Below are 17,322 nucleotides of genomic sequence, written 5' to 3'. Positions count from 1 at the left end.
TATAAACATAAAGAAGCTTCCCTTTTCAATTATCAAGGGAAGCTTTACCAAAATCTATAGCACACTAGTATAAAACCTTACCTAAAAAACAGCCTTTTCGTAACTATTAGACGGAAATTCCCACTAGAAGTTAGTCGACTACAATATAAGTTGCTTTGACAGGACCGTGTACACCAACAATCAGGTTCATCTCAATATCAGCACTATTGCTTGGTCCAGTAATAAAGCTCACATAAGAAGGCACGTCTTCACCTTGGGTCTGCATTTTATGAATAAGCGTAGCTGCTTGGGTCATTCGAGGTACCAGCGTACTCTTGGGAATAATCGCAACAAACGTTTTCGGTAGCAAACTAATTGATCTGCCGTGATCTTTATTATGAAAGAGCGTTACCGTTCCTGACTCTGCAAGCGTCACATCGCTAAACACCAGACCTACGTCAGCTACTTCTGCAATTTGTTGATTTACCTTACCCTTCTCAGCCTCCCAAATATGGACATGAAGATCTTCAGCATTTCTATCAAAAAAGTCCATTAACCCGTATTCCTCATGTCGCAAGTCGTTTGAAGTAATCAACGACTTCCCATTATAGCCTTTAATTGTTTCCGCAAGAACGCCAAGCAACCCTTCACGGCCTGTTCGCTTAAACGTTGTGTGAATAACTTTACAATGCTCTTGTAAAATATCGACAAGCTCATCCTGTGTCTTATCTTTAAATACGTCATGCTGTGGTGTAACGCTCCAGTCTGGACGCTGTACACCTTCGACTCTTCTTTCTCTACCTAAAGTAGTAGCTAATTTATCTAAAAAAGCCTCGCTATTCTGTATCATGATGACTCCCCCTCCTTCTGTCGTTGCTTAAACCAAGCACGGAACGACTGACCTTCAGGAGCATAGAAATTACGTACACTCGTCCAATCTTTCAATGGGCCCGGTCCATTTTCAATCATGCCCTCTTTTGTCCATGGTCTAAGAGCAGGCTTAGCGAGATTTGCACTTAAGTTATAAAGAGATGGGTTTGCTGACCACTTCGCAAATCCCTTCATCATGAGCTTTTCAGCCATAGGTGCTTTATTTTCTCGTTCCACAATGATTTGACGATGGCGAACCAAATGCTCGTGCAGTGGGATTTTAACAGGACATGCCTCTGAGCACGCTGCACATAGCGTCGATGCATATGGAAGCTCTTTATGATCATCATAGCCTTCTAAAAGCGGCGTAATGACTGCACCAATCGGTCCTGGGTAAATTGAGTTATAAGCATGTCCTCCGATATGACGATAAACAGGACATGCGTTAATACAGGCTGCACAGCGAATACAGTGAAGTGCTGATTGAAATTCTGTTCCTAAAATTTTCGAGCGACCATTGTCTACAATAACTAGATGAAATTCATCTGGACCATCTACTTCTTCATCAAGCCTTGTCCCTGTAATAGCAGTGATATAGCTCGTTAGCTTTTGTCCAACCGCTGCTCGCGTTAGCAAACTAACAAGTATCTCCATCTCTTCCCAAGTTGGAACAATTCTTTCCATTCCCATTACTGTAATAACAGTGTCCGGGAGGCTTGTGACCATTTCTGCGTTTCCCTCGTTGGTAACAAGCGTGATAGCACCTGATTCTGCAATAGCAAAATTACATCCTGTAACCCCCACATCAGCCGCTAAAAAATCTTGACGAAGTTGTTCTCGCGCGAACGCTGCTAGCTCTTCCGGGGTATCTGAGCCATCATATCCTTTTTTATTAGCAAACGTTTCTCGTATTTGCCCTTTATTTTTATGAAGAGCAGGAGCTACGATGTGGGAAGGTGGATCTTCATCCAATTGTAAAATCCATTCGCCCAAATCAGATTCAACAACTTCAGCACCTACTTCTTCGAGCGCTTTATTTAAACCGATTTCTTCCGTTACCATCGATTTTGATTTAACAACTTTTTTCGCTTCCTTCTTTTTTATCACACTTTTAACATACTCATTTGCTTCTTCTGCTGTTTCTGCAAAAAAGACATTTCCTCCTCGTCTAGCTACTTGCTCGCTTAGTTGCTGCAAATAGTAGTCTAGATTCTCTAATGTATGCGTGCGAATTTCAGAACCTAGCTGTCTCCAATCTTCCCAGTTTCCCAATGCTTCTGCCTGACTCAATCGCCCATTTCGAAGTCTTCCTTGAGCGGAGGAAACAGCTTGCCTCATGAAATCATCTGCAATTCCTTTTTGAATTCGTTCTTTGTATGGAATTTCACCAATTTTGACGCTCATCTCCATTCCTCCGTTTCTTAATGAGTGTTTAAAATCTCCGTAATATGAACGACTTTAACTTCTTTTCCTTCACGACTCATGCGACCGCCAATATTCATTAAGCATCCCATATCAGCGCCCACTAAATACTCTGCTTCCGTTTCTGATACGTGGCGTGACTTTTCACTGACCATCTCTTGTGAAATAACAGAGTTTTTCACAGCAAACGTACCACCAAACCCACAGCAATCTTCTTCACAAGGTAAGTCAACTAATTCTACACCTTTTACGTTTCTCAACAGTACTTTAGGCTGTTCCTTTACTCCTAACAGTCGTTTCATATGACAGGAAGAATGAAACGTGACTTTTCCTTTAAACGAAGAATCTAAATCTGTAACGTTTAATACATCTACAAGAAATTCAGTAATCTCATAGCACTTAGCTGCAAAAGCTTCTGCTTCTTTCTCCCATTCTACATCTCCTTTGAACACAGCCGGATACTCTTTCAACATGCTAATGCATGATCCTGATGGTCCAACTATATATTCAGAATGACGAAAAGCTTTCATCATTTGCTTCATTGACTGCTTTGCTTCCTGTAAGTATCCGCTGTTATACGCTGGTTGGCCACAGCACGTTTGCTCCATAGGGTAATCAACTGTACAGCCGCATCGTTCCAGGATTTCAAGCGTATCTTTAGCGACATTGGCAAAAAGAATATCACTTAGGCATGTACTAAATAAGGAAACTTTCATACTTGCTCACCTCTCAGAAATTTGGTAAACAGCCCGTTACATCATTCAATATATGTAAAGAGACGGCTTTGAACATTTTGTAAATGCTCAAGCATCGCTTCACTCGCCTCATTCGGCTGTCTATTTTTAATAGCTTCAAAGATTCTTCGATGCTCTACTTTTAAATCTTCCACTGTATTACCTGAATATAAGAATACTTTTCTCGTTTCTTGAATCGTCTCAGAGATCAACGACGACACGCTGCTCATTAAATTAATAAGTAATTTATTATGTGTCGCATTCGCAATGGCCAAGTGGAAGTCTAAATCAGCGCTTGATGCTAACTCTTCATTCCCACTTGCATTCTCCATTACAATCAATGCTTTCTCAAGCGCTAATAGGTCCTCTTCTTCGTGCACCGCTGCTGCTTGAGCTACCGTACCTAGCTCTAAAATTTCACGAACTTTGTAAAGTTCCTTAATATCTTCAATCTTCATTAAAAAAGCAATGTTAACAGGCAACTGGAATTTAGAAGGATCGAAGTTATTTACAAATGTACCTTCTCCATGCCTCGCTACTACTAGCCCCATTGTACGTAAGCCACTTAAAGCCTCGCGAATAGTTGACGTCCCTACATCAAAGCTTTTTGCTAACTTTTCAACAGACTCTAATTTATCACCGGGCTTTAGATCTCCCGCTTTAATTAATTCAATTAGTGTTTCAGCTACTTCCTCATATGCTTTTTTTCCACGAACACGTTTATAGTTCATTTCATTCAACTCCCATCTATCTCTCTATTATATAGATTTACTTATAAGAGAATACAATGGGAACCCTGCTTTTCTTATTTAAAAAACATTTAAAAAGAGAAACCCCGCTATACCCGCTAATACTACATATACAACTGCTGTTCCTAACGTTTTGCGAATAATTTCCCCCTCTTTACCAGATAAACCAACAACAGCACTAGCAGCCACCACATTGTGAACACAAATCATATTTCCCGCTGCAGCACCAATGAGCTGAACTGCTAAAACAGTGTTTAAGTTTAAGCCAATTGCTTGGGCAACATTGTACTGAATTGGTGAAAAGGTTAATGTGGATACCGTTGCACTCCCAGTAATGAACGCCCCAAGTTTTCCAAGGAATGGCGCTACAAAAATCCAGACTGACCCCAAAGAACTCGCTAATGATTCTGCAATATATTCTGGCATGCTATTTAAATTGTTTAGATTCAGTCCGGAATTAACAAACACCTGTACCATCGCAAGCGTTGCAATGAGTGAAATCGCTGTGATTTTCATTGTACCTAGTGACTCTTTTGATGCTTGCAAAAATGTTTTATAAGACTTTCTTTGAATAAGAAAAGCAAACACAGCTGCCAAAGTTAGAATCGTTCCTGGAGAATATAAAAACTCCCACTTAGAAACAATACCTTGTACTCCTAAAATATCCGTCCAGGTTAAGTCAATAGCAGTTAACGCAAAATGCTTAAGCCCTGGGATAACTCTAGTCAACAGCAATAAGACTACAACGATAATATACGGTGCCCATGCTGTTAAAATGCCCATTTCCGCTTTATCTTCCGCTATCTTGAAATCTTTCCTCATTACCTTTTTCCATTCTCCTTTAGGTAATAAGATTCCTCTCTTTGCTGTCAAAGTTGCTACAATTAACGTAATAAGAGAGGCTAAAATGGAGACAAATTCATGCCCAAAGAAATTAGCAATCAGAAATGCGCTTCCCGTATATACAATTCCAATGAGGAACGTCCATGGAAACATTTGCAGCGCATCTTTTATACCACTGCGACTAAATGTGGTTAATACAACCATTAAAATAAATGGAATAAAGACACCCGCCAATAAGTCTAAACTTGTGACTTGCACCGCAATTTCTTTAAAGAAATTAATATCTGCGCTTGGAATATTACTGAGTCCGACTGCTACTGGCGTCCCCACTGCTCCAAACATAACGGCTGTACTATCAGCAATTAGCGCAATGGTGGCGGCCACCAGTGGTTGAAAACCCAGAGCCAATAATAGCGGGCCTGTCACCATCGCCGGTGTCCCAAAACCAGCGGCTCCTTCAATAAGTGAGCCAAATAAAAAAGCTACAATGACTACTTGGACACGCATATCAGCTGAAATGCTTTGAAAGCCTTGATTGATTCGAACAACTCCACCCGTATTTCGAAGGGTATTCAACAATACCAATGCACCGAATAAAATCCACAAAATCGTAAATGTTTTATGTATTCCTTGAAAAATTGATGCTAAAATTACTTTCCCTTCCATCCCCCAGATAGTAAGCGCTAACAATATGACGATAATTGAACTCAATGCCATTCCTTTAGCAGCTGACATCCTTAGAACTACAAGAAACAAAAATGGCGCAATGATCGCACTTAGCGCAATGAACAATAACATATAAACCCTTCCCCCTAGTTGACTTATATTATTAAGCGCTCATATCTAATGAGGTCATCTGATGACCTTATTAATATAGTTACATAAATTTCATAAATAGACAATGGGGAATTTTGCATTTTTATCATAAAAGCAAGTTTAGCAGTAATTTTTATTCGTTTATCATTTTTTAACGAGTATCTATTTTCATTACTTCACCTTTTGAAAAGAGGTAAGAAGAATTTCTTATCCAAAATAATGCGACTGCTATATGAAATAAAATTAAAAACCAGGCAAATACCTTCATTCTCAACCTCCTTTATATCTATCGTAATTTTAACATAGAATAAATTAACTTTTTTGTAATTTTTATGAATTTAAATAAAAAAAGAAGGAGAGTAACCTATTGGTTATTCTCCTTCTTTTTTATGATCTAAAAAACTAATCAGTTATTATTCAACCGTAACAGACTTAGCTAAGTTACGTGGTTTATCTACGTCACAATCACGGTGTAGAGCTGCGTAGTAAGAAATTAATTGTAATGGAATAACCGCTGCTAAAGGTGCTAATGTTTCGTGTACCTTTGGAATTACATAGCGATCTTCTTCTGTTTCTAAGCCCTTCATTGAGATAATGCAAGGATTAGCTCCGCGCGCTACTACTTCTTTTACGTTTCCGCGAATGCTTAAGTTTACATGCTCTTGTGTTGCAAGGGCAATAACAGGCGTATTGTTCTCAATTAACGCAATTGTTCCGTGCTTTAACTCTCCACCAGCAAATCCTTCTGCTTGGATATAAGAGATTTCCTTAAGCTTTAAAGAACCTTCTAATCCAACGTAATAGTCAACAGAACGTCCGATGAAGAATGCGTTACGCGTTGTTGCTAAGAATTGAAGAGCGATGCTTTCCATTTCTTCTTTATCGTCACATAGAACTTCCATTGTATTAGCAACAATCGCTAGTTCTTGCATTAAGTCAAAATCAAGCTTAATGCCACGTGCTTGTGCAGTTACTGCTGCTAGAATTGAAAGTACTGCTAGCTGAGCAGTATATGCTTTTGTAGAAGCAACAGCAATCTCTGGACCAGCGTGTAATAATAACGTGTAATCTGACTCACGAGATAGAGTTGACCCCGGAACGTTTGTAATTGTTAATGCTTTGTGACCAAGCTCTTTAATCTGAACAAGAACTGCACGGCTATCTGCAGTTTCACCACTTTGAGAAATAAAGATGAATAGTGGTTTTTCAGATAAAAGTGGCATGTTGTAAGAAAACTCACTCGCTACGTGGACTTCAACTGGAACTTTCGCCCAAGTTTCAATGAATTGTTTTCCTACTAATCCAGCATGGTAACTTGTTCCACAAGCAACGATATATACACGATCAGAGTCGTTCATTGCTTTTACAATATCCTCATCAACATGAAGTTCATTGTCAGCACCTTGATATTGCTGAATGATTTTACGCATTACTAGAGGCTGCTCATCAATTTCTTTTAGCATGTAGTGAGGATACGTACCCTTTTCAATATCACTTGCATCTAATTCAGCAGTGTAAGGATCGCGCGCTACTACTTCACCATCTAATGTTTTAATTGTAACAGCTTCTTTTGTTACGATTACTGTTTCTTTATCCATTAGCTCTACATATTGGTTTGTTACTTGTAGCATCGCCATTGCATCACTTGCTACAACGTTAAAGCCTTCACCTAAACCAACAAGTAACGGACTTTTATTTTTAGCAACATAAATTGTGTTTTTATCTTCATTATCAATTAATGCTAGTGCATAAGATCCGTGTAGTAAGCTTACCGCTTTACGGAATGCTTCTTCTACTTCTAATCCTTCACTTGCAATTTTTTCAATTAAATGAACGATTACTTCTGTATCCGTTTCACTTTTGAATTCAACATCTTGTAAATACTCACGCTTTAAGATTGCGTAGTTCTCAATAACTCCGTTGTGAACTAGCGTAAAGCGACCGTTATGACTTTGGTGTGGGTGAGCATTTTCACGGCTTGGAACACCGTGTGTTGCCCAGCGCGTATGACCGATACCAGCTGGTGCTACAACGTTATTATCGACTGATTGACGTAGTTCAGCAATACGTCCTTTTTCTTTGAATACGTGTACGCCACCGTCATTAACAACTGCAATACCCGCTGAGTCATATCCACGATATTCTAATTTTTCAAGACCACGTAATAAAATTTCCTTTGAATCTTGAGTTCCAATATAACCTACAATTCCGCACATAGATTGTAATCCTCCTTAAAGTAATGAAGAACGTTACCTTCTTCACAATAACGATTATCTTCTTAATGCGTTTGTCCAAAGAGTCACCCCTTTGTTTTTCACATTAAGCTTTCGATTGTGATAATCAACAACCGGGAGGCATCCGCCGATACTTCGATAAACCTCCTCCTCGTCAACTAAGCCACTGTCGTCTCAGACTTAGTTCAGGCGCTTTTACATATATTAAATTACTTTTAACATTCCCTCCTTTTGTAAACTAGAGACGAACAGATTTAATCTTACAACAAAGCATAAGAAATCGTCAATTATCTTTATTACCAATAGTAAAAACAGGCCTTTTTGCGTGCCGCTTTGTACAATTGGCATAATATAAAAATATGCATAAGCAGCTCATGTGGTCACTGCTTATGCATAGAATGATGAATTACTCTAGTCCCATTTCTTCTTTTACAACTTCAACAATGCGGTTTACGTAAGTCTCACACTCATTTTGGCTTGGTGCTTCAACCATTACGCGCACAAGTGGCTCTGTACCTGAAGGGCGAACAAGAACGCGACCGTTTCCAGCCATTTCTTTTTCTACTTCGGTAATTATTTCTTTTACCTTCTCGTTTTCAGTTACGTGATGTTTATCCGTTACTCTCACGTTTACAAGCAGCTGTGGAAACTTTGTCATTTCGTTTGCTAGTTCAGATAATTTTTTATTTGTTGCCTTCATAATATTTACAAGCTGAATCGCAGACAACATACCGTCTCCTGTCGTGTTATAATCAAGGAAGATAATATGACCTGATTGCTCTCCACCTAAATTGTATTGATGTACTTTCATCTCTTCTACCACGTAGCGATCTCCAACCGCTGTCTGAGCACTTTCAATTCCGTTTGCTTCAAGAGCCTTGTAGAATCCAAGGTTACTCATAACCGTAGAGACAAGCGTGTTATGTTTTAAACGCCCTTGTTCAAATAAATACTTTGCACAAATGAACATAATTTGATCGCCATCTACAATGTCACCATTTTCATCAATTGCAATTAGTCGGTCGCCGTCACCATCAAAAGCTAATCCTACGTCCGCACCTTTTTCTTTCACAAATGCTGATAATGCTTCAGGGTGAGTAGAACCAACACCTTCGTTAATATTTAATCCATTTGGAGATGCACCCATTGTTGAAATATCAGCATCTAAGTCTGCAAATAAATGTGCTGCTAGAGATGAAGTCGCACCATGTGCACAGTCAAGCGCAACGTGTAAGCCAGAAAAATCTTCATCGATTGTTTGCTTCAGATACTGAAGATATTTTTGACCGCCTTCAAAATAGTCATTTACCTGTCCAAGATCTTTACCAACAGGTCTTGGTAGCTCATCTTTTGGATTATCAATTAATGCTTCAATTTCATTTTCTTGAGCATCAGATAACTTGAATCCATCTGGACCAAAAAACTTGATTCCGTTATCTTGCACTGGGTTGTGTGAAGCAGAAATCATAACCCCTGCTTGTGCACCCAGCGCTTTTGTTAAGTAAGAAACACCTGGAGTTGAGATTACACCCAAGCGCATTACCTCCGCTCCGATAGATAGAAGACCTGCTACCAAAGCTCCCTCTAACATATGCCCTGATACACGCGTATCGCGACCGATTAGGACTTTTGGTCGTTCTGTATCTTTTGTTAATACGTATCCTCCAAAACGACCAATTTTAAATGCAAGCTCAGGTGTTAATTCACTGTTTGCAACACCCCTTACACCGTCTGTTCCAAAATACTTACCCATTCTTTTTCTCTCCTTTTATGTCCATTGTGTATATTTAATTTGCGGATGATGAGCCACTTTCTTCATTACTTGCATTGTTTTCACCGTTACCTTCATCCTCTTCGTTAGATCCGGTATTATCAGACGGATCAGAAGGCTCGTCCGGATTATTATTACCGCCTTCTTCTGGTGGTTCAGAAGGGTTTTGTTCTTCTTCATCTGAAGGGTTTCTTTCACTAACTTTCACTCGTAGCGTTTTTGTAGAAAGAGTGCCTTCAATCCCGCTTGGAACCGTTAAAGAAATAGGAACTGAAAACTCACCAGGTGTTAACCTTGCGACATTGGCAGATATACCAATATCACTTCGAGTAACATTTCTTAGCTGTTGTTGTGGTCCTGATAGGTCAACTCGTACCGCTCCGTTTTTAGGAGATAAAATTTCATATTTATATTTGGAGTTTTGACCATTTAATGACACTGACAAGCTTTCAAACGACTTTTTTCCATCTTTCTCTTCTTCGGCTACAGAGGTTTCTTCTGCGTCAGTTTCTTCTTCCTCTTCTTCATCCAGCTTTTTTACGTTTACACTCACTGTAACTTGCTTAGGCTGAACGCTATCTGCACCTTCTGGAACAGGGACATCAACTTTTACTTCGGAAGTTTTGGAAATCCCCGTCACGTCGACTGGGATATTATCAATTGACGAGATAGAATCTAATACGTCTTTTTCACCAATAACGGTTACTTCATCTTTATCTAAAGAGAGATCTGTAATTTCAATTCCTTCGCCTAAGGTGCCCGTTTGCTCAAGGCTAATCGGAACCTTCTTACTTCTATTTTCAATTGGGATTGTAACATTAACTACTTCTGGTTCAATAGCTACATCTAGCTTATTCAGGTTTTTATCAAATGCTACTACCTCTGCTTGTTCATTTACATCTTTACTTACGTTATCTAATTCAACAAGAGCTTTTACATAGGCTACTTGCGATAGCTGACTCTTAGCTCCAGTAACCGTTACCGTCTCTGGACTAATTTGTGCAGAGCCCGCTTTATAACCTTTTTTTACCTGATTTTTATCAAAGCTTGCTTCTACTGGAAATTCTTGTGATTGTTGATTTTCAATGCTAACTGTTACGACTTGCGGATCAATTTTAACATCCAGACGATCCGAAATATTTCGGTGTTGTAATTCTACTTGGTGCTCTCCCAAACCGTAGTTATTTAAATCCACATATACTTCCAAATCTTGCTTTAGCTTTTCTTGTTGAAGAGCACTTTTAGAACCTTCTAAAGTAACATTAACCGTATCTGGAACACCGCTAATAATCATATTATCTTGATCATAGGAGACTTCCACAGGAACATTTGTAATGGTTTCTGTACCTGTTCCTGATGATTTACTTGTGCCAAGGATTGTATTTGTATCTTGATTATCGATGCTAACAGATAGATAAAGCATCAAAGCTAAAAGAAGCGCAATTATTTTCATGATCCAAGGATTGTTTAATAATCTATCCATTCTTCTTCGACCTCCATTGCCAACGAGCTGAAGAAGATGCTCTTGAAGTATTAACCAACTCTTTCTCAAGCATTTCTTTTAACGTATCAATTGTTAACTCACGATATAACTCACCATTCTTTGTCACAGAAATACCACCTGTTTCTTCAGATACTATAACCGTTATACTATCTGTTACTTCACTAATACCAACAGCTGCTCGGTGACGAGTTCCTAGCTCCTTTGAAATGAAGGGGCTTTCGGAAAGTGGTAAGTAGCAAGCTGCAGCTGAAACTTGATTGCGCTGTAAAATAACGGCTCCATCATGCAATGGCGTATTAGGAATAAATAAATTAATCAATAGCTCTGATGAAACATTGGCATTTAGCGGAATACCTGTTTCAATATAATCATTCATTCCTGTTTCTCGCTCAATCGAAATTAAAGCTCCTATACGACGCTTTGCCATATAATGCGTAGCTTTTGTAATAGCTTCAATTGTTAATGCGCGTTCATCCTCTTCAGGAAGGCTAGCTTTAGAAAATAAACTCCCTCTTCCTAATTGCTCCAACGCTCTGCGAACTTCAGGTTGGAAAATAATAATAACTGCTAAAAATCCCCATGTTAAGGCTTGATCCATTAACCATTGTAATGTGTTTAGGCCCAGGAAGTTACTAATAAAGCGTACAACAACGATGACGATTATTCCTTTGAGTAACTGTACAGCTTTCGTACCTCTGATGACCATTATCAATTTATATATAACAAACCAAACAAGGAGAACATCGATTATATTTCCTAAATATGCGAAGATCGGTAGCTCTCCAAAAGGCATCGTCTCACTTCCTCTATTTATATGTAGTCAATTAAACATAACTTTTTTATTATATCATAAATTTAAAATTCCCTACTAGTTAGACATAACAACAATTGGTTTTTATTTACAAAAAGAATCGTCCAATAGTCGTGATGACCGGGGACGATTCTTTAGCAAATCTTTATTTTTACCGTCAAGGGAACTTGTTTTTATTCATTATTTGACAGGTTAACTGCGTCTTTAACACCATTCTTTACATTGTACCAAATCCATTCAAACATTTGGTCTAATTCTTCAATATCACCGGTAACCTCCCCCGCAGATGCAAGGTATTGATCACCATTAATAACTGTAATATTTCCATCTACCGTTCCTTCTACTTTTATATCACCGTTGCGTACAGTAACATCTCCTTTAACCACTTCGCCAGCTGGTACAATAACAGTCTTGTTTTCAATCACAAGGTTATCCTGCTTAGAGACTGCAAACTCTTCGTTAGTATTCCATGCTGAAAAAGTAGCCCCAGACATTAACAACGTAAACACAGCAGCTGCTGTTAAAAATGGGTGATTGGTAAACCAACGATTCATTCTTACAGCGCTCTTCTCTTTAGGAAGACCTGCCATAATATTAGCCGTAAAGTTCATAGGTGTATCAATATGAGAAGTGCTTTGAACAAAAGCAATGGTTCGCTTTAATTGTTTAAAATGTTCTTGGCATGCATCACATTCCTGTAAATGCTGCTTCAATAACTGTTCATTCTCTTTTGTAAGATCTCCATCTAAGTATTCATGGATTAGATTTACATAGGAACTTGAGCATTTCATTATTTTCACTCCTTACAAATGGCGAAGTCTGTTTCTTAAGGCTTCCCTTCCTCTATGAATTCTTGTCTTTACAGTACCAATCGGTAGCTCTAAAATTTCACTAATTTCTTTCAAAGAAAGTTCATCAATATATTTCAGCACAATAACTGTACGATATTTCTCAGGTAGCTTTAAAATTTCAGATTGAATTAAGTCTTGCAGCTCTCCTCTTTCTAATTCATCTTCAGGGAGTGCTTGGTCTGCAGCAATCTGTGAGTACATATTAAGACCTTCCGTTCCAGCTACTTCTGCATCTAAATAATAATCTGGCTTCTTTTTACGAATTTTATCAATACAAAGATTTGTTGCAATCCGATATAGCCATGTGGAAAATTTCTTGGATGAGTCATAACTGTGAATATTAACATAGGCTCGAATAAAAGCTTCCTGAGCCGCATCTTGCGCTTCTTCACGATTACCTAACATGCGATAGCATAGCTGATAGAGCTTATCTTTATGATATTCTACAATATCAGCAAACGCATCTTGATCGCCTTTTTTTACTTTTTTTATTTTCCGCTTTAATAATAACTCCATGTAAAAGTGACCTCCGCCCATTGCGGGATAGTATATATACGTTTACTTCTAATTAAAGTTTCATTCATGCTTAATTATTTTAACAAAAATTTGATGTTTATGTTTAAGATTTTTTAAATTGGGATATTTATGAAGTAAAAGACTATTATAAAGTGAGGAATGTCGCTGATGGAGAAAAATTTACTGGAACGAATTGAAGAGCATCGCCACATGATGTTAAATACTGCACAACAAACATCTCTATGTTCTAAAGAGGTACTGAGGTTAAGCTCAGAGTTAGATACACTATTAAACCAATATACAAAGCAATCAAACTAAATCAGCCCTTGTTTTCAACAACAAGAGCTGATTCTTTTTTATAGTAATTTTTCGCCGAATAAAGAACCCATCAACGCAACAGCCACCGTTGCTGTTTTATTACGCTCATCTAAGATGGGATTAACTTCTACAAACTCAGCTGAAGTAACGACGTTAGATTCAGCTAGCATTTCCATAGCTAGATGGCTTTCTCTGTAGCTAATTCCTCCAATAACAGGTGTTCCTACTCCAGGTGCGTCATGAGGGTCTAAACCATCTAAGTCGAGTGACAAATGTACTCCATCTGTTTTATCTTTCAAGTAAGAAATTGTCTCTTCCATAACATGTGCCATTCCAAGTCTATCAACTTCATGCATCGTGTATACCTTAATGCCAATCTCTTTAATTAATTCTCTTTCTCCTTCATCTAAAGAACGTGCACCAATAATCACAATGTTTTCAGGCTTAATTTTTGGCATGTATCCAAAAATATTTGTTAACGTTGGATGCCCAATGCCTAGACTAGCTGCTAGTGGCATTCCATGTATGTTGCCTGATGGAGAAGTGTCAGCCGTATTTAAATCTCCATGTGCGTCATACCAAATAACTCCAAGATTCTCATAATGCTTGCTAACACCGGCTAACGTCCCAATAGCAATACTATGATCACCACCAAGTACAAGTGGAAAATTACCATTTGTAATAACATGATCTACTTTAGACGCTAATCGTTCACTAGCATCTGCTACAGCCTTCAAGTTTTTTAAATTTGTTTTTAAATCATTATGTACTCTTTCTGCAGGAGCAATTTCAATATTCCCTTCGTCCTTAACCACATAACCAATATTTTCAATTCGCTCTACTACTCCCGCATAACGAATCGCACTTGGCCCCATGTCTACCCCTCGACGTGTTTGGCCTAAATCCATTGGTACACCAATAATTGATACATTTTTCATTTCTCTTTCTCCCCTTTTTATCTTTCATACTCCTATTGTATAGCTAAAAGTAAGAATGGCTCAACTCAACACTTTTCTGAATATATATACAACTTAAAAAGAGACAAAAAAACCTCTAAACCGTTGTTTAGAGGTGAATAATTTATGTAATTGGTGGAGCCTAGCGGGATCGAACCGCTGACCTCCTGCGTGCAAGGCAGGCGCTCTCCCAGCTGAGCTAAGGCCCCAACAAAACGAAATAATAATAATTGGAGCGGAAGACGAGGTTCGAACTCGCGACCCCCACCTTGGCAAGGTGGTGTTCTACCACTGAACTACTTCCGCATATAAGAGTGAGCCATGAAGGACTCGAACCTTCGACCCTCTGATTAAAAGTCAGATGCTCTACCAACTGAGCTAATGGCTCTTAATGGCTGGGCTAGCTGGATTCGAACCAACGCATGACGGAGTCAAAGTCCGTTGCCTTACCGCTTGGCTATAGCCCAATAAGATGGTGGAGGGGGGCAGATTCGAACTGCCGAACCCGAAGGAGCGGATTTACAGTCCGCCGCGTTTAGCCACTTCGCTACCCCTCCAGAAAACAATGGTGCCGGCAAGAGGACTTGAACCCCCAACCTACTGATTACAAGTCAGTTGCTCTACCAGTTGAGCTACACCGGCAACATGTTCATGGTGGAGGATGACGGGATCGAACCGCCGACCCCCTGCTTGTAAGGCAGGTGCTCTCCCAGCTGAGCTAATCCTCCAAATTTCTTGTATAAAATTAAGTGGTGACCCGTACGGGATTCGAACCCGTGTTACCGCCGTGAAAGGGCGGTGTCTTAACCGCTTGACCAACGGGCCATAAATGGCTCCACAGGTAGGACTCGAACCTACGACCGATCGGTTAACAGCCGATTGCTCTACCACTGAGCTACTGTGGAATCTTATAAAGCCTGGCAACGTCCTACTCTCACAGGGACAAAGTCCCAACTACCATCGGCGCTAGAGAACTTAACTTCCGTGTTCGGCATGGGAACGGGTGTGACCTCTCTGCTATCGCCACCAGACATGTTTTGAGATTATTCTCTCAAAACTAGATAACATTTCGCTGAGTACTAAGTTTACTGTCTAGCTACAGCTCCTAATTGTTCGGTCGTTTCACTTCTGTTATTGAAACCAAAGAGCGGTTTCCCCTATCAGAAGCTCCAACGCCTTTCACAATTGAACAGTCGCCTTCGCTTTTCTAATTTGGTTAAGTCCTCGATCGATTAGTATCAGTCAGCTACACACGTCGCCGTGCTTCCACCTCTGACCTATCAACCTGATCATCTTTCAGGGATCTTACTAGCTTGCGCTATGGGAAATCTCATCTTGAGGGGGGCTTCATGCTTAGATGCTTTCAGCACTTATCCCGTCCACACATAGCTACCCAGCGATGCCTTTGGCAAGACAACTGGTACACCAGCGGTGTGTCCATCCCGGTCCTCTCGTACTAAGGACAGCTCCTCTCAAATTTCCTACGCCCACGACGGATAGGGACCGAACTGTCTCACGACGTTCTGAACCCAGCTCGCGTACCGCTTTAATGGGCGAACAGCCCAACCCTTGGGACCGACTACAGCCCCAGGATGCGATGAGCCGACATCGAGGTGCCAAACCTCCCCGTCGATGTGGACTCTTGGGGGAGATAAGCCTGTTATCCCCGGGGTAGCTTTTATCCGTTGAGCGATGGCCCTTCCATGCGGAACCACCGGATCACTAAGCCCGACTTTCGTCCCTGCTCGACTTGTAGGTCTCGCAGTCAAGCTCCCTTGTGCCTTTACACTCTACGAATGATTTCCAACCATTCTGAGGGAACCTTTGGGCGCCTCCGTTACTCTTTAGGAGGCGACCGCCCCAGTCAAACTGCCCACCTGACACTGTCTCCCAGCCCGATCAGGGCTGTGGGTTAGAATTTCAATACAACCAGGGTAGTATCCCACCGACGCCTCCACCGAAGCTAGCGCTCCGGCTTCTCAGGCTCCTACCTATCCTGTACAAGCTGTACCAAAATTCAATATCAGGCTACAGTAAAGCTCCACGGGGTCTTTCCGTCCTGTCGCGGGTAACCTGCATCTTCACAGGTACTATAATTTCACCGAGTCTCTCGTTGAGACAGTGCCCAGATCGTTACGCCTTTCGTGCGGGTCGGAACTTACCCGACAAGGAATTTCGCTACCTTAGGACCGTTATAGTTACGGCCGCCGTTTACTGGGGCTTCGATTCAGAGCTTCTCCCAAAGGATAACCCCTCCTCTTAACCTTCCAGCACCGGGCAGGCGTCAGCCCCTATACTTCGCCTTGCGGCTTCGCAGAGACCTGTGTTTTTGCTAAACAGTCGCCTGGGCCTATTCACTGCGGCTCTCTCGGGCTATACACCCTACCAGAGCACCCCTTCTCCCGAAGTTACGGGGTCATTTTGCCGAGTTCCTTAACGAGAGTTCTCTCGATCACCTTAGGATTCTCTCCTCGCCTACCTGTGTCGGTTTGCGGTACGGGCACCTCCCGCCTCGCTAGAGGCTTTTCTTGGCAGTGTGGAATCAAGAACTTCGGTACTATATTTCCCTCGTCATCACAGCTCAGCCTTATGATGAGCGGATTTGCCTACTCATCAGCCTAACTGCTTGAACGCGCATATCCAGCAGCGCGCTTACTCTATCCTCCTGCGTCCCCCCATTACTCAAACGGCGGGGAGGTGGTACAGGAATATCAACCTGTTGGCCATCGCCTACGCTTTTCAGCCTCGGCTTAGGTCCCGACTAACCCTGAGCGGACGAGCCTTCCTCAGGAAACCTTAGGCATTCGGTGGACAAGATTCTCACTTGTCTTTCGCTACTCATACCGGCATTCTCACTTCTAAGCGCTCCACCAGTCCTTACGGTCTAGCTTCGCAGCACTTAGAACGCTCTCCTACCACTGACATCTAAGATGTCAATCCACAGCTTC

The 17,322-nt window shown here is 40.7% G+C and carries 13 protein-coding genes, 9 tRNA genes and 2 rRNA genes (1 of these 24 running past the window's edge); 1 reads left to right on the top strand and 23 read right to left on the bottom strand.

Features of this window, described 5'->3' with window-relative positions:
• Positions 1-130: 130 nt before the first annotated feature.
• The 11 genes from LZP85_RS20260 to sigW all read right to left on the bottom strand — a co-directional run bounded on the left by LZP85_RS20260 (position 131) and on the right by sigW (position 13,100).
• Entirely contained in the window at positions 131-829 is a 699-nt protein-coding gene (locus LZP85_RS20260; RefSeq protein ID WP_119542909.1) for a LutC/YkgG family protein, read from the bottom strand.
• A complete protein-coding gene (locus LZP85_RS20255; protein ID WP_119542910.1) occupies positions 826-2,253 on the bottom strand; it encodes a LutB/LldF family L-lactate oxidation iron-sulfur protein in 1,428 nt (475 codons plus the stop codon). Before LZP85_RS20255 ends, LZP85_RS20260 begins: the two co-directional genes overlap by 4 nt.
• 17 nt (positions 2,254-2,270) lie before the next feature.
• Positions 2,271-2,987, bottom strand: a complete 717-nt coding sequence (locus tag LZP85_RS20250) for a (Fe-S)-binding protein (protein WP_025910567.1) — start codon at positions 2,985-2,987, stop codon at positions 2,271-2,273.
• A gap of 41 nt (positions 2,988-3,028) precedes the next feature.
• The gene (locus tag LZP85_RS20245) at positions 3,029-3,736 is read right to left on the bottom strand and encodes a FadR/GntR family transcriptional regulator (RefSeq protein ID WP_025910564.1); all 708 of its coding nucleotides are present in this window, start codon (positions 3,734-3,736) and stop codon (positions 3,029-3,031) included.
• A gap of 78 nt (positions 3,737-3,814) precedes the next feature.
• Positions 3,815-5,395, bottom strand: a complete 1,581-nt coding sequence (locus LZP85_RS20240) for an L-lactate permease (protein WP_206783145.1) — start codon at positions 5,393-5,395, stop codon at positions 3,815-3,817.
• 431 nt (positions 5,396-5,826) lie between these two features.
• Positions 5,827-7,629, bottom strand: coding sequence for a glutamine--fructose-6-phosphate transaminase (isomerizing) (gene glmS / locus LZP85_RS20235; protein ID WP_025911479.1), 1,803 nt, complete (start codon positions 7,627-7,629; stop codon positions 5,827-5,829).
• A gap of 424 nt (positions 7,630-8,053) precedes the next feature.
• A complete protein-coding gene (glmM, locus tag LZP85_RS20230; RefSeq protein ID WP_025911477.1) occupies positions 8,054-9,400 on the bottom strand; it encodes a phosphoglucosamine mutase in 1,347 nt (448 codons plus the stop codon).
• 34 nt (positions 9,401-9,434) lie between these two features.
• Positions 9,435-10,901, bottom strand: a complete 1,467-nt coding sequence (locus tag LZP85_RS20225; protein ID WP_206833795.1) for a CdaR family protein — start codon at positions 10,899-10,901, stop codon at positions 9,435-9,437.
• Positions 10,894-11,715 (bottom strand): diadenylate cyclase CdaA, encoded by an 822-nt coding sequence (cdaA, locus tag LZP85_RS20220; protein WP_061786223.1) that lies wholly within the window; start codon positions 11,713-11,715, stop codon positions 10,894-10,896. Before cdaA ends, LZP85_RS20225 begins: the two co-directional genes overlap by 8 nt.
• Before the next feature lie 191 nt (positions 11,716-11,906).
• Positions 11,907-12,524 carry an anti-sigma factor family protein gene (locus LZP85_RS20215; protein WP_061786224.1) on the bottom strand — a complete coding sequence of 206 codons (618 nt, stop codon included), beginning with the start codon at positions 12,522-12,524 and terminating at the stop codon, positions 11,907-11,909.
• Between the two features lie 12 nt (positions 12,525-12,536).
• Positions 12,537-13,100, bottom strand: a complete 564-nt coding sequence (sigW, locus tag LZP85_RS20210) for an RNA polymerase sigma factor SigW (RefSeq protein ID WP_025911472.1) — start codon at positions 13,098-13,100, stop codon at positions 12,537-12,539.
• 168 nt (positions 13,101-13,268) lie between these two features.
• Between sigW and LZP85_RS20205 the strand changes: the two genes are divergently transcribed.
• The gene (locus tag LZP85_RS20205) at positions 13,269-13,418 is read left to right on the top strand and encodes an aspartyl-phosphate phosphatase Spo0E family protein (protein WP_100346476.1); all 150 of its coding nucleotides are present in this window, start codon (positions 13,269-13,271) and stop codon (positions 13,416-13,418) included.
• A 38-nt stretch (positions 13,419-13,456) separates the two neighbouring features.
• Here the strand turns inward: LZP85_RS20205 and rocF are convergent, their stop codons facing one another.
• The 12 genes from rocF to LZP85_RS20145 form a co-directional block, all read right to left on the bottom strand.
• Positions 13,457-14,356, bottom strand: a complete 900-nt coding sequence (gene rocF / locus LZP85_RS20200; protein ID WP_025911471.1) for an arginase — start codon at positions 14,354-14,356, stop codon at positions 13,457-13,459.
• A gap of 151 nt (positions 14,357-14,507) precedes the next feature.
• Positions 14,508-14,583 (bottom strand) — tRNA-Ala (locus LZP85_RS20195).
• Positions 14,584-14,605: 22 nt separating this feature from the next.
• A tRNA-Gly gene (locus LZP85_RS20190) sits at positions 14,606-14,680 on the bottom strand.
• 9 nt (positions 14,681-14,689) lie between these two features.
• A tRNA-Lys gene (locus LZP85_RS20185) sits at positions 14,690-14,762 on the bottom strand.
• A 4-nt stretch (positions 14,763-14,766) separates the two neighbouring features.
• A tRNA-Gln gene (locus LZP85_RS20180) sits at positions 14,767-14,841 on the bottom strand.
• Positions 14,842-14,847: 6 nt separating this feature from the next.
• Positions 14,848-14,931: transfer RNA gene (locus LZP85_RS20175), tRNA-Tyr, on the bottom strand.
• A gap of 9 nt (positions 14,932-14,940) precedes the next feature.
• A tRNA-Thr gene (locus LZP85_RS20170) sits at positions 14,941-15,016 on the bottom strand.
• A 10-nt stretch (positions 15,017-15,026) separates the two neighbouring features.
• A tRNA-Val gene (locus LZP85_RS20165) sits at positions 15,027-15,102 on the bottom strand.
• 22 nt (positions 15,103-15,124) lie between these two features.
• A tRNA-Glu gene (locus LZP85_RS20160) sits at positions 15,125-15,199 on the bottom strand.
• A gap of 5 nt (positions 15,200-15,204) precedes the next feature.
• Positions 15,205-15,279 (bottom strand) — tRNA-Asn (locus LZP85_RS20155).
• A 10-nt stretch (positions 15,280-15,289) separates the two neighbouring features.
• Positions 15,290-15,405, bottom strand: a 5S ribosomal RNA gene (gene rrf / locus LZP85_RS20150).
• Positions 15,406-15,586: 181 nt separating this feature from the next.
• A 23S ribosomal RNA gene (locus LZP85_RS20145) occupies positions 15,587-17,322 on the bottom strand (it continues 1,199 nt past the right edge of the window).

This window comes from Priestia flexa (genome assembly GCF_021441905.1).
Lineage (GTDB): Bacteria > Bacillota > Bacilli > Bacillales > Bacillaceae_H > Priestia > Priestia flexa.
Note: the sequence above shows the minus strand (reverse complement) of the source record. Positions and strands in the feature narration are given on the sequence as shown.

Excerpts from the sequence above, each read along its gene's own strand:
- LZP85_RS20260 (WP_119542909.1), bottom strand. The coding sequence starts at position 829 with ATGATACAGAATAGCGAGGCTTTTTTAGATAAATTAGCTACTACTTTA.
- LZP85_RS20255 (WP_119542910.1), bottom strand. The coding sequence starts at position 2,253 with ATGAGCGTCAAAATTGGTGAAATTCCATACAAAGAACGAATTCAAAAA.
- LZP85_RS20250 (WP_025910567.1), bottom strand. The coding sequence starts at position 2,987 with ATGAAAGTTTCCTTATTTAGTACATGCCTAAGTGATATTCTTTTTGCC.
- LZP85_RS20245 (WP_025910564.1), bottom strand. The coding sequence starts at position 3,736 with ATGAACTATAAACGTGTTCGTGGAAAAAAAGCATATGAGGAAGTAGCT.
- LZP85_RS20240 (WP_206783145.1), bottom strand. The coding sequence starts at position 5,395 with ATGTTATTGTTCATTGCGCTAAGTGCGATCATTGCGCCATTTTTGTTT.
- glmS (WP_025911479.1), bottom strand. The coding sequence starts at position 7,629 with ATGTGCGGAATTGTAGGTTATATTGGAACTCAAGATTCAAAGGAAATT.
- glmM (WP_025911477.1), bottom strand. The coding sequence starts at position 9,400 with ATGGGTAAGTATTTTGGAACAGACGGTGTAAGGGGTGTTGCAAACAGT.
- LZP85_RS20225 (WP_206833795.1), bottom strand. The coding sequence starts at position 10,901 with ATGGATAGATTATTAAACAATCCTTGGATCATGAAAATAATTGCGCTT.
- cdaA (WP_061786223.1), bottom strand. The coding sequence starts at position 11,715 with ATGCCTTTTGGAGAGCTACCGATCTTCGCATATTTAGGAAATATAATC.
- LZP85_RS20215 (WP_061786224.1), bottom strand. The coding sequence starts at position 12,524 with ATGAAATGCTCAAGTTCCTATGTAAATCTAATCCATGAATACTTAGAT.
- sigW (WP_025911472.1), bottom strand. The coding sequence starts at position 13,100 with ATGGAGTTATTATTAAAGCGGAAAATAAAAAAAGTAAAAAAAGGCGAT.
- LZP85_RS20205 (WP_100346476.1), top strand. The coding sequence starts at position 13,269 with ATGGAGAAAAATTTACTGGAACGAATTGAAGAGCATCGCCACATGATG.
- rocF (WP_025911471.1), bottom strand. The coding sequence starts at position 14,356 with ATGAAAAATGTATCAATTATTGGTGTACCAATGGATTTAGGCCAAACA.